Genomic DNA, 12,407 nt, shown 5'->3' with positions numbered 1-12,407 from the left:
TAGGGCGATCAATGCACAGGTATTCCAGATCAGGAGACATGAAACAATGCGTATGTTTTCAGCCATAGCGATTGCGGTGGTCGCCGCTTTGTTGGGCGGGTTGTGGTATATGACCGCTACCAAGAATTCTGGCGACATATTCGCCCAGTGCCGTGTGAACGGTGTGGCTGGCGGAGCCAGCGTGATTGGCGGGCCGTTTGAACTGGTTGACGAGACCGGTAAAACCGTGACGGACAAGGATGTGATCACCGGCCCGTCGCTGCTGTATTTTGGCTATACGTTCTGTCCTGATGTCTGTCCGCTGGACAACACTCGCAACGCCGACGCCGTGACCCTGCTGGAAGAGCAGGGGAAAATAGTAACGCCGATTTTCATCTCGATTGACCCTGAACGCGATACACCGCAAGCGATGGCCGAATTTACCGATATCATGCACCCGCGTATGATTGGCCTGACCGGCACACCGGAGCAGGTCAAGGCGGCATCACAGGCCTATCGCACCTACTATAAAAAGCAGGAAGATGGCGATCCGGCATATTACCTGATGGATCATTCGACCTTCACCTATCTGGTGCTGCCGAAATACGGGTTTGTCGAGTTTTTCAAGCGTGATGTGTCGCCCGAGCAGATGGCCGAACGTGTTGGCTGTTTTATTGACGCTGCCGATAACGCAAATTGACCATTCTTGCCATTGGGCATAGGGTGGGACCTTAGGGAAACGTATCCAAAGGGGAAACACATGGCCGAAGGTGATCTGAGCGAGATTGGCGAAGATAAAACGCTGCTTCTTGTCGATGACGACGAGCCGTTTCTGAAACGACTGTCCCGTGCAATGGAAAAGCGTGGCTTTGCGCCGGAAATGGCCAGTTCGGTTGCGGCAGGCAAGGCGATTGCCACCGCGCGTCCACCTGCCTATGCGGTGGTCGATCTGCGGCTCGAGGATGGCAACGGGCTGGATGTGGTCGAAGTGCTGCGCGAAAAGCGCCCCGATTGCCGGGTTGTGGTTCTGACCGGGTATGGCGCGATTGCAACGGCGGTGGCCGCGGTGAAAATCGGCGCGGTGGATTACCTGTCCAAACCGGCTGATGCAAATGATGTTACGGCGGCCCTTTTGGCCAAGCCCGATGAACTGCCCCCGCCCCCGGAAAACCCGATGTCGGCGGACCGCGTGCGATGGGAACATATCCAGCGGGTTTACGAGCTGTGCGACCGCAACGTGTCCGAAACCGCGCGCCGTTTGAACATGCACCGCCGCACCCTGCAACGCATTCTGGCCAAACGCAGCCCGCGTTGAACAAATCGCATAGTTTTGTGTGAGATATGACAGAGTGTAAAACCATAACCAAAGACCCGTTGTTGCAGCCGCTGACCATTCGCGGGCTGACGTTGAAAAACCGCGTCATGAGCACCTCGCATGCTTCAGCCATGGACGATGATAACATGCCTGCCCTGCGCTATCAGCGCTACCACGAGGAAAAAGCCAAAGGCGGGCTGGCGCTGACGATGTTTGGCGGTAGCTCCAATATCGCGCCGGATTCACCATCGGTATTCAACCAGCTGAATGTCGGGATCGATGCGATCATCCCCCACTTCCAAGAATTTTCGAAACGCATTCATCAGCATGGCACGGCCTTGATGTGCCAGATCACCCATATGGGGCGGCGTGGTGATGCGCAGGCGGCAGAATGGTTGCCGACCATTGCGCCGTCCGCTGTGCGCGAAGATTTGCATCGTAATTTCCCGCGTGCAATGGATCAATACGATATTGACCGTGTTATCAAAGCTTTTGGTCAGGCTGCACGGCGCTGCAAGGACGGCGGCTTGGACGGGTTAGAAACACTGGCCGGCGGTCATCTGATCGGGCAATTCTTTTCACCGATGACCAATCTTCGCAGCGACGGGTTTGGCGGCAGCGTTGAAAACCGCACGCGGTTCGCCCTGCTGGTGCACGAGGAAATCCGCCGCCAAGTGGGTGATGATTTTGTTGTCGGTATGCGCCTGACGCTGGACGAAGGCCCGGGTGGTCTGCGCTTTGACGAGGTCATGCAGATCGCTGAAATCCTCAAACGCGAAGGTGCGGTTGATTTTTTCAATTGCATGGTTGGTCGCATGGACACCGAAATCACGCTGGTTGAGGAAAATATGCCGGGGATGAACCGCCCGCTTGCTCCCTACCTTGAGACCGTCGGAGCCTTTCGGCGCGAAATTGGTGTGCCGATATTCCACGCTGCACGGGTGACGGACGTTGCCAACGCACGCCATGCCATCCGCGAGGGTGTGCTGGATATGGTCGCCATGACACGTGCCCATATTGCGGACCCGCAAATCGTCAACAAGATCATGCGCGGCGAAGAGGATCGCATCCGCCCCTGCATCGGTGCATCACACTGTATTTACAAGAAAATCCACTGCATTCACAATCCGGCCTCTGGCCGCGAAACGCTGTTGCCAATGCAGGTGCCCGCCAGTGAAACGCCGGATAAAAAGGTGGTTGTTGTTGGTGGTGGCCCCGCCGGAATGGAGGCCGCACGGGTGGCGGCCGAACGCGGGCACAACGTTGTTTTATTTGAAGCCGCGCCCAAGCTGGGCGGTCAGATTCAACTGGCCGCGAAAACCAACTGGCGCAAGGATTTGATCCAGATTGTTGACTGGCGGGAGGCGGAACTGGACAAGCTGGGCATCGATGTGCGTTGCAATGTCTATGCTGAGGCTGCGGATGTTTTGGCGGAAAGCCCCGATCATGTGTTTGTAGCGACAGGCGGTATGCCCGCCGAGCAAACCCTGCCGGGGGCTGAACTGCTCGTATCCAGTTGGGATATATTGTCCGGTGATGTGCGTGCCGAGCAGGACGTTCTGATATGCGACCATACCGGCCGTTATGAGGCGGTCGCAACGGCTGATATGCTGTCAGAGAAGGGTCACAAGGTGACACTGGCGACCATTGATGCCCACAGTGCCACCGAAATGGGCTATCCCGACCGGATTGTTTTTCACAAACGACTGGCGGAGCAGGGTGTTAATACTCTGGCCTATCTGAAGCTCAGCACGTTACGCAAAGATGGTAATCGTTTGGTGGCAACCTTAACCCACGATCTGACGGGGCAGACGCAAGAGATTATTGCTGATCAGGTTGTATTGGAAACGGGCACGGCTCCACTTGCCGAAGTGTTTGATGAACTGGCTGATGCTGCTACCAACAAAGGGATCACCGATGTGGAGGCGATGGCAAGCTGGGCACCACAGCCACAGACCAGACCGCAGGGTTATACATTGCACCGATTGGGTGACGCGGTAACATCGCGATCTATCCATGCGGCATTGTTGGAGGCATACCGTTTGGCGGTGTATTTATGAGAAAATACAAACTGAATTATGGCCAAACGCAGCCCGCGGTGATACGGGGCTTGGCGCTGACTGTATTTGCCCTGTCAGGATGCGTTTCACCGCAACCGGCTTCGGCCCCATTGCCGCAACGGATCATCCCCTACTCCGGCGGGCTGAAGATTGCCGACAGCGGCGGGTTGGAAATCAGCTTTGGCCGTACGCAGGAAGGCGTGGAAAAGGCGATTGACCGGCTGGTTGGCCCAAGGATAATTGACGGGGTGGATGATGGCGCCGGTTGCGAGTTGAGAAGCTGGTCGGGCACGGGATTGTCGCTGATCTTTGACAAAGGCGCGTTCGTCGGCTGGATCGCGGGGCCACCCACATGGCCAGCGCCGAAACGCTCGGCGGGGAATACTTGCGGTTGGGGTTAGGAACTGGGCAGAGTGAGGTGAATTTTGCTGTCAGATTGCCCGTCATTTTGCAAAAATGACAGCGCCGTTCATCAGGCTTACGCGGCCCCACTGATGGCGTGGATGGCCCCTGCTTCCGTCAACTCACTATGGCAAAGTGAGGGCCGTAGAAGTGCTTCACAAGGAGAGGATCATGAACAAGAAACTACAAGCAGAGGCTATCGTCACCGTCGGCCTCGACATTGCCAAGAATGTTTTTCAGGTGCACGGCATTGATATACAAGGGCAAGTGATTGTCCGACGCCAGTTGCGCCGCAGCCAGGTTCTTTCATTCTTTAGGCTGCTGAATTCCTGTCTGATTGGCATTGAGGCCTGCGCCGGAGCCCACTTCTGGGCGCGTGAGCTGACACGTCTGGGCCATAATGTGCGTCTGATGCCACCTTCTTATGTCAAGCCCTACATCAAGCGTCAAAAGACGGATGCCGCAGATGCGGAAGCAATATGCGAGGCTGTAACCCGGCCGACCATGCGCTTTGTGCCAGCCAAGACCGAAGAACACCAAGCCATCTTGATGCAACACCGCACCCGCGATATTCTGGTCCGGCAGGTCACGCAGATCGTCAATGCCATCCGCTCGCATCTGGCTGAATTCGGAATTGTTGCGCCTGTTGGCGTACAAAATGTCGACCGTCTGCTTGAGGCAGCCGCAGAGCTTCCAGAACAAGCTGGCGTTGCATTCGATCTCCTTTCCCGGCAGTTCCATGAGACCCGTGATCGGGTTGCCGAAATCACCCGCCAAATTGAGATTTCCCAACGGCAAGACCCAACTGCACGTCGCCTGACCACGATCCCCGGTGTCGGGGTGCTGACTTCCAGCGCGATTACCGCGACAACGCCGGATGTGTCGCAGTTCCGCTCAGCACGCGACTATGCGGCATGGATCGGCCTTACCCCCAAACAGAATTCAAGCGGCGGTCGGGAACGGATGGGTGGCATATCGAAAATGGGTGACCGGTATATTCGACGGTTACTTTATCTTGGCGCTCTGGCGCGTATCCGCACACGACGCCGGCGTGGGGAAGGCGATGATTGGATCTGGCAATTGCTGAAGAGAAAGCCGGTGAAGGTGGTGGCGATTGCCATTGCGAACAAAATGGCCCGAACGATCTGGGCGTTGTTGAAATCCGGCCAAAGCTACCGGCCCGCATAAATTGACCAAAACACAATAGCCGGGCCCGCCCGGCTTCCGAGACGGCAAGGCGCAAAGTGAGGTGATGGCAAAAGGCAATAAACGTATCAGGACACCCCGTGTGGCCCCAAGCGATACGATCGCGTTCCACTGATTGGACCTGATACATGCGGACTTCATCAAGGCGCGCAGAAATACATCTGCAAACAGACGCCGAATACATGGCCGCGAAACGCCAGTTGCAGTACCAATTTTGTACTTGCCCAGCAGGGGCCATCCATACATGGGACCATGTGCAGAACATGAAGGAATTCAAAAACGCACGTTACATTGCACCCAAGGCCGAAATCGAAATGGCCTACAACCCGCTGCCGCTATACTACCGCACCTATGAAAGCCCCGTTCTGGGAATCGAGCCGGCCTATAACGGGTGTGCCTTTGAGATGATCGACAAAGAAACAGAGGTTCTGCCGGGCATCACCATGTTCCCGACCCCCGGCCATTCCGTCGGGTATATGTGCGTGACAGTTGCCACCACTGGCGGCGACATCGTGATTTGCGGCGATGCGATCTTTGAGGCCCGCAATCTGGAGCCTAACGAGGACGAAAAATGGCGCTATTGGGTTCCGGCCCGTTTTGTCAATTCCTACGAGGGCTGGAAATCGGTCGAGGAAATCGACAAGCGCGCGGATTATGTTCTGCCTTGCCACGACATCGAATGTGGCGATCACGAAGTCTATCCCTTTGACGGCATGAAAAAACGCGACCGGCGCAAGTTTATTCCGGGGTATAACTTCTACTTTGGTGATATGCCGCCGGGCACAGCGCGGGCGTCCGAAGACTCGCACGAAGACTAATACAAAAACGGGAGTGCACCGATTACAGGCGCATTCCCTTTTCGCTTTACGACCTGATATTTGATGTGGAGCATCCGATATGCCCGATCCATCGTCCCCGCCAGAACCCGAATACGGCGCCCTGTGCCGTGCTTCGGCCAAAATTGGAGCGGATCCGATGCTGATTCAGGCAGCCGGGGGGAATACCTCGATCAAGGATGGCGATGTGATGTGGATCAAGGCATCGGGCACTCTGCTGGCCGATGCGCAGGACAAGGATATCTTTGTTGCGGTCGACCTGCCCGATATGCGCCGCGCGGTTGTTAGCGGCGAGGACCGCGCCGACAAGCCTGCGGAATTTGCGCTGGTGCAGGGGGGCCTGCGTCCCTCGATTGAAACCAGCCTGCATGCGGTGTTCGGGCAAAAGGTGGTGATGCACGTCCATTCTGTGCACACGCTGGCCCATGCGGTTCGCAAGGATTGCAAGGCGCTGATGCAGGTGCCGCTTGACGGGTTGAACTGGGGTATTGTCGATTATGTTAAACCGGGCGCCAATCTGGCGCGCCTGGTTTTGGCCGTAGCCAAAGGGCCGGTCAACGTGGTGGTGTTGCAAAACCACGGGGTCATTGTGGCGGGTGATACTGTTACGCAAACCCATGCCCTTATGATGGATGTACATGAACGGTTGCGGGTTGATCCGGCGGCAACTGTGGCGCCCGACCTTACCGCGCTTGCAGCACTGACTATGGGCAGCGACTACACCCTGCCGGATTACGCGCTGCTGCACCAATTGGCATTGGACAATACGCGACTGAAACAGGTCACCGGAGGGAGCCTCTATCCCGACCATGTAATCTTCTGCGGCATCGGTGCGACCGCCCTGCAAGACGGTGAAACCCCTGATAAGGCAGCGGCCAAACTGAAAAATGCTGGCGCCCCCGCCCCTGCATTTCTGATCGTGCCGGGCAAAGGCGTTGTGGTGCGCCGTGATGCCACCAAGGCCAATCATGCCCTTATGCGCTGTCTGGTGGATGTCTTGTTGCGGGTGCCTGCCAATGCCGAACTGAATTACCTGTCGGACGCGCAGAATTTCGAATTGTTGAACTGGGACGCCGAAAAGTACCGGAGCACGCTGAATGGCTGAGCCGCTTTATATCGGGATCGATCTGGGCACATCGGGCGCGCGCGCAATCGCGATGGACGGGGATGGCATTGTCGCGGGCGAGGCCGCATTTGTGATGGCCGGTTTTGGCAGCAACCACCGCGACCCCGCCGTCTGGAAACAGGTTACAGATGCGGCCCTTATGGGCGTTCTGGCACAGATTGATCGCGAAAATGTGGTGGCCATTTGCATTGACGGCACCTCGGGCACCATGTTGCCGATAGATGCATCCGGCACCCCGCTGGCGCAGGGGCGTATGTATAATGATGCTTGCGAGGATGCTGCACTGCTGGACATCATTGCCCGCCACGCCCCGCAGGAAAGTGCTGCGCACGGGGCCAGTAGCGGATTGGCCAAAGCGCTGATATTCCAACGTGATTATGCCCCGTATAAGGTGGTGCATCAGGCCGATTGGCTGGCGGGAAACCTGTGCGGCATCTATTCCAGCGATGACAACAACGCGCTGAAAACCGGATATGATCCGGTGGCCGGACGCTGGCCCGACTGGATGGCAAACACCGGTCTGGATATGGCGCTATTGCCCGTTGTGCACCAGCCAGGCACGCCGGTGGGCCGCCTGCAGCCTGCAATTGCCGCAGAATTTGACCTGCCCGAAGCCGTGCAGATCGTGGCAGGAACTACGGATGGCTGCGCATCGTTTCTGGCAACGGGGGCCGAGCAGGTGGGCGACGGCGTTACCGCGCTAGGAACCACGCTGACGCTGAAAATCCTGTCGGATGTGCCGGTGTTTGATCCGGCCAGCGGTGTTTACAGTCACCACATACTGGGTAAATGGCTGGCTGGTGGCGCGTCAAATACCGGTGGCAAGGTTCTGGCAGCGTATTTCACCAATGAGGAACTTGTAGAGCTATCAAACTGCATTGATCCGACTCAGGACAGCGGACTGGATTATTACCCTCTGACCAAACCCGGCGAACGCTTTCCTGTTGCCGATCCTGATCGCCCCCCCGTCATGATACCCGTACCGGATGACCGCGCACGGTTGGCGGCGGGGCGAACAACCCTGTCTGGAGCCGCATCCGCAATCGTTATCTGAACACCGATATGCAACCTCCCGCCCATAATCAGGCCGCATATGGCGCGGCGCGGCTGGCACGTTACGGGGTGGGAAGATGAGATCACCTTTGCCCGCAATCGTATTTGAAGAACAGGAGGCCGGAATATGCCCTTTACCCTGTCGCTAAACACAAACCCGCTTGTGAACCGCTTTGCCGAACCTGACGATCTGATCGACACCATCGCGCACGATATAAAGCTGCGGGATGTGCAGTTGACGCACGAGTTTATCAATCCAAGTTGGCCCGCGCAATTGATCCGCCGGATGACGCGGCAGATGCAGGCGGCCTGCACGCGGACAGGTGTGCGGATTACCTCGGGGATGACGGGGCCTTATGGGCGGCTGAACCATTTTGGCCATCCGGACCGCGATGTGCGGCGCTATTATGTCGACTGGTTCAAAACTTTTGCCGATATTGTGGGGGATTTGGGCGCACGCACCGTGGGGACGCAGTTTGCCATCTTTACCCTAAAGGATTTTGACGATCTGCAGCGCCGCGAGGAACTGATCGACATCGCGCTGGATTGTTGGGCCGAAGTGGCCGAACACGCCAAGGCGGCGGGGTTGCAATTCCTGTTCTGGGAACCGATGTCGGTGGGTCGCGAATTTGGCGAAACCATCGACGGGGCGTTGGCCCTGCAGGAACGGATTACGGCCCGCAAAATGGCGATCCCGATGTGGATGATGGCCGATATTGACCACGGCGATGTCGCCAGCCCGAACCCCGATGATTACGACCCCTACGCATGGGCCCGTGCGGTTCCGAAATATTCGCCGATCATCCATATCAAGCAATCCTTGATGGACAAGGGCGGCCACCGCCCCTTCATCGCCGAGTTTAACGAGGTGGGTAAAATTCAGCCTGAACCCCTGCTGGCCGCGATCCGGCAGGGTGGGGGAACCGATAACGAAATCTGTCTGGAACTGTCGTTCAAGGAACGCGAGCCGAATGACCGTCAGGTGGTGTCGCATATCGCGGAATCCGTGGCCTTCTGGGCGCCGCATATCGACACCGGCGCGGCCGATCTGAACATATAGGGAGTAACACAATGGGCACTGCGGATTTCTGGATTGGCACCAGTTGGAAGATGAACAAGACCCTGCCCGAGGCGCTGGAATTTGCCAATGCGCTGGCGGCAGCCGATAGTGGCGCGGACGCCCGCATCCAGCGCTTTGTCGTGCCTCCGTTTACCGCCACACGGCAGGTCAAGGAGGTGCTGGCAGGAACCTCGGTCAAGGTGGGTGCGCAGAATATGCATTGGGAGGACGCAGGCGCGTGGACCGGCGAAATCTCGGCACCGATGCTGACCGATTGCGGGCTGGATCTGGTTGAACTGGGTCATTCGGAACGCCGTGCGCATTTTGGCGAAACCGATGAAACGGTGGGGCTAAAGGTTGAATCTGCGGTGCGGCACAGGTTGATCCCGCTGATCTGCATCGGCGAAACCCGCGAGCAACGCGACGCGGGGCAAGCAGACGCAGTGCTGGCGCATTGGGCCGGCTGACCGGCAATCAGAAATCCGCAACCGTATTGCTGGCCTATGAGCCCGTCTGGGCAATTGGCGCGGGCGGCACCCCTGCCAGTTCGAATTACGCCGACGCGCGCCACGCCAAAATCATTGAACAGGCCAGCGACATTCTGGGCCAGCGCACACTGTGCCTGTACGGCGGCAGCGGGTAGTGTCGCGAGTTTGGTGGAAATTCGAGGACGGCGTAATCTCCGGGTGCATCGAAGCCACCCAACCGGCGGCTGGAACCGCCAAGGAGATCACGCCATGACAAAGAATACAGCAACATCGACATCCGCGCTACTGGCCAATGAAGCAGGCTATGACCCGATTGAAGACCGGCTGCGCCAGAACATCCGCGCGACGATCGAGGCGGTTTTCGAAGAGGAGCTGGAGCAGTTTCTGGGCCGTTGCCGGTATGGCCGCAGCGGCGGGGCAAAGGCCGGATACCGCCACGGGCATCGCGAGCGGCAACTGGTCGGAACATTTGGAACCGAAACGGTGCGCGTGCCGCGTGCGCGGATCACAGGCGAGGCCGGCAAGGCCAGAGAATGGCGCTCGAAGGCATTGCCCCGCTACCAGCGGCTGACGAAGAAGGCCGAGGCGCTGATCGCTGCTGTCTACCTTTCGGGCACCAACACACGGCGGGTAAAACGCGCCCTGTTCGGCCTGTTTCAGGGGGCGGTCAGCAAGGATGTGGTGAGCCGCGCCTGGCGCAAGGTGAAGGTGGACTGGCAGGCGTGGTGCGCCCGCAGCCTTGCGGATGAAGACATCGTGCGGCTGATCCTGGACGGCACCGTGATCAAAACGCGGATTGACAGGAAGGCCACCAATATCTCGGTTCTGGCCGCGATTGGCGTGCGCCGGGATGGGCAGAAGGTCTTGTTATCACTGATGAACATGGGCGGCGAAAGCACCTCCGCCTGGCGTCAGTTCATCAACGATCTGGATGCGCGCGGGTTGAAACGGCCCGAATTTGTCATCGTGGACGGGGCACCGGGACTTGAGGTCGCTCTCATTGCCCTCTGGGGTGAAGATCTGCCGATCCAGAGGTGCACGGTGCACAAGCACCGCAACCTTCTGGCCAAGGCACCCAAGCGTATGCATGATGAGTTGACAGAAGATTACCGCGACATGATCTACGCCAAAACACCCGAGGAAATCGCCACCCGCCGCAAGGCATTTCTGCGAAAATGGCGGCTGAAATGCAAGGCCGTCGCTGACAGCTTGGAAGAAGCAGGAGATAAGCTTTTCACCTTCACGCGTCTGCCACAAGGCCAGTGGAAATCGGCCAGAACGACAAATGCGATCGAACGCCTGAACGAGGAATTCCGCCGCCGCATCAAGACCCAGACCGTGCTGCCATGCGCCGAGACCGTGCCGATGCTGCTTTGGGCTCTGATGGCCTCGGGGCAGATCGTCATGCGAAAGGTCGATGGCTGGGAAACGCTCGCTCAGCCCGTCGCCGACGCAACCCTTGACCAAGCCGCCTGACCGGCGCATAACTCAACCCGCTCGGAGGTGCCTGAAATCAATTTCCACCACTTTCGAGACACAACCGCCCCAGCGATAGGGCCTTCTTCTGAGATCAAAGCATACTATTTTTCCCGCTCCAAACCCGTGCGGATTTGGAACATGTTGGTTCAATTCGCTAGAACTGAACCGGGTTAGTGTACTTGACTTGGATTGTAGGTTGTATTTCAGGATTGAACCTGTGGATTTTAGTCGGGAAGACCAAAACCCATACAACATACTTGTAGTTTTTCATGCTTTAGGCTCAAGGCCCAAGATTACCCTTACTCGGGTAATCAGCATAAAAACTGATGTTTGTATCTCTCTATACGATGTCAATTCCCGCGCATTCCCGAAGGGAATTTGCGGAGTTCGTCCGATTGGACGGCTAAACACTGACAGTGCTTAGCGATCTAATCGAAAAGGCTTGGTGTGCGCTCTCATTGCTTTTGCAGGCAGAACCGCACGCAATTGGCTGCGCCAATCGCTGTCGCGGACGTTCAATTCGCAAGTGAATAGAACGATGGTGGAGCGTATCGGGATCGAACCGATGACCCCCTGCTTGCAAAGCAGGTGCTCTCCCAGCTGAGCTAACGCCCCGAGCGAGTTTTTGCAAAGCAAAAACTGGCGGGTTGCGCCGCAAGGTCACTTTCCGAAGGAAAGTTACCGAAAGGCACTTAGTAAGGCTTGGCGTCCATATTGGCGTTCACGCTCTCATTGCTTTTGCTTGCGCAAAAACAACTGCCGCTCTGCAAATATTGTGCGTGCCTCCGTCATCTTTGCTTGCGCAAAGAGGACGATGGTGGGTCGAGGAGGACTTGAACCTCCGACCTCACGCTTATCAGGCGTGCGCTCTAACCACCTGAGCTACCGACCCAGTTGATTTTGCATACGCAAAATCGACGTCGCGCTGGCAGGGAGAGGTGGTCGCGGAAATTCGGACCAGTTGTTAAGGTGGATCGACTTATGAGAAAGACGATTCAAAATGACGAAACGAAAGAACCATTCTCCCGAATTCAAAGCCCGCGTTGCGCTTGAAGCAATCCGCGAGGAAATGACGATGGCGGAGCTGTCGAAGAAGTATGGTGTGCATCCAACCCAGATTGGCACATGGAAACGAGCAGCGATTGAAAACATGGCCACGGCATTTTCCAGACGGGGCCGTGATCCTGATCGGGTTGATGAAGCCCAGATTGAGAAGCTGCACTCCAAGATTGGTCAGCTGGTCGTGGAACGGGATTTTTTAGCCAACGCCTCGCAACAGTTGCTCGGGAAGCGAGGCAAAAAATGGTGAGCCGTGAGCATGATCTGAGTGTGCGACGACAATGCGGGCTACTTTCTCTGGCGCGCTCGAACCTGTATTACCAGCCAAAAGGCGAAAGTGCTGA

11 protein-coding genes, 2 tRNA genes and 1 pseudogene (1 of these 14 cut by a window edge) are annotated in these 12,407 nt (G+C 57.2%); 12 read left to right on the top strand and 2 right to left on the bottom strand.

From position 1 onward, the window contains the following. Nucleotides 1-46: 46 nt before the first annotated feature. From ACQY4M_RS16170 to ACQY4M_RS16120, 11 genes and pseudogenes are all read left to right on the top strand, one after another. Nucleotides 47-679, top strand: coding sequence for an SCO family protein (locus tag ACQY4M_RS16170; RefSeq protein WP_428546185.1), 633 nt, complete (start codon nucleotides 47-49; stop codon nucleotides 677-679). Between the two features lie 60 nt (nucleotides 680-739). Further along, complete coding sequence (locus tag ACQY4M_RS16165; RefSeq protein WP_428546182.1) at nucleotides 740-1,294, top strand: ActR/PrrA/RegA family redox response regulator transcription factor; 555 nt, start codon at nucleotides 740-742, stop codon at nucleotides 1,292-1,294. A 62-nt stretch (nucleotides 1,295-1,356) separates the two neighbouring features. Then, nucleotides 1,357-3,354, top strand: a complete 1,998-nt coding sequence (locus tag ACQY4M_RS16160) for an FAD-dependent oxidoreductase (protein WP_428546179.1) — start codon at nucleotides 1,357-1,359, stop codon at nucleotides 3,352-3,354. After that, the gene (locus ACQY4M_RS16155) at nucleotides 3,351-3,755 is read left to right on the top strand and encodes a hypothetical protein (RefSeq protein WP_428546176.1); all 405 of its coding nucleotides are present in this window, start codon (nucleotides 3,351-3,353) and stop codon (nucleotides 3,753-3,755) included. The genes ACQY4M_RS16160 and ACQY4M_RS16155 overlap by 4 nt, the downstream gene beginning before the upstream one ends. Nucleotides 3,756-3,927: 172 nt before the next feature. Then, nucleotides 3,928-4,944: an IS110 family transposase gene (locus ACQY4M_RS16150; protein WP_428542502.1), complete on the top strand. Its 1,017-nt coding sequence runs from the start codon at nucleotides 3,928-3,930 to the stop codon at nucleotides 4,942-4,944. A 146-nt stretch (nucleotides 4,945-5,090) separates the two neighbouring features. Beyond that, complete coding sequence (locus ACQY4M_RS16145; protein ID WP_428546173.1) at nucleotides 5,091-5,780, top strand: MBL fold metallo-hydrolase; 690 nt, start codon at nucleotides 5,091-5,093, stop codon at nucleotides 5,778-5,780. A gap of 79 nt (nucleotides 5,781-5,859) precedes the next feature. Next, nucleotides 5,860-6,903 (top strand): class II aldolase/adducin family protein, encoded by a 1,044-nt coding sequence (locus tag ACQY4M_RS16140; protein WP_428546170.1) that lies wholly within the window; start codon nucleotides 5,860-5,862, stop codon nucleotides 6,901-6,903. Continuing rightward, the gene (locus ACQY4M_RS16135; RefSeq protein ID WP_428546167.1) at nucleotides 6,896-7,978 is read left to right on the top strand and encodes an FGGY-family carbohydrate kinase; all 1,083 of its coding nucleotides are present in this window, start codon (nucleotides 6,896-6,898) and stop codon (nucleotides 7,976-7,978) included. The genes ACQY4M_RS16140 and ACQY4M_RS16135 overlap by 8 nt, the downstream gene beginning before the upstream one ends. 126 nt (nucleotides 7,979-8,104) lie before the next feature. After that, a complete protein-coding gene (locus tag ACQY4M_RS16130) occupies nucleotides 8,105-9,037 on the top strand; it encodes a sugar phosphate isomerase/epimerase family protein (protein ID WP_428546164.1) in 933 nt (310 codons plus the stop codon). An 11-nt stretch (nucleotides 9,038-9,048) separates the two neighbouring features. Next, nucleotides 9,049-9,680: pseudogene (locus tag ACQY4M_RS16125) on the top strand (triose-phosphate isomerase). 94 nt (nucleotides 9,681-9,774) lie between these two features. After that, nucleotides 9,775-11,001 (top strand): IS256 family transposase, encoded by a 1,227-nt coding sequence (locus tag ACQY4M_RS16120; protein WP_428539582.1) that lies wholly within the window; start codon nucleotides 9,775-9,777, stop codon nucleotides 10,999-11,001. A gap of 542 nt (nucleotides 11,002-11,543) precedes the next feature. Here ACQY4M_RS16120 and ACQY4M_RS16115 read toward each other — a convergent pair. Further along, nucleotides 11,544-11,619: transfer RNA gene (locus ACQY4M_RS16115), tRNA-Ala, on the bottom strand. Between the two features lie 200 nt (nucleotides 11,620-11,819). Next, a tRNA-Ile gene (locus ACQY4M_RS16110) sits at nucleotides 11,820-11,896 on the bottom strand. Between the two features lie 108 nt (nucleotides 11,897-12,004). Between ACQY4M_RS16110 and ACQY4M_RS16105 the strand changes: the two genes are divergently transcribed. Further along, nucleotides 12,005-12,407, top strand: a protein-coding gene (locus ACQY4M_RS16105; RefSeq protein ID WP_428539245.1) for an IS3 family transposase whose coding sequence is annotated in 2 segments (ribosomal slippage) — nucleotides 12,005-12,257 and nucleotides 12,257-12,407 — 1,134 coding nt in all (it continues 730 nt past the right edge of the window). Because the reading frame shifts where the segments join, the coding sequence is not laid out codon by codon here.

Source organism: Profundibacter sp., from assembly GCF_965277155.1.
Taxonomy (GTDB): Bacteria; Pseudomonadota; Alphaproteobacteria; order Rhodobacterales; family Rhodobacteraceae; genus Profundibacter.
The sequence above is the reverse complement of the archived record's forward strand: the minus strand, read 5'-3'. Positions and strand labels throughout refer to the sequence as shown.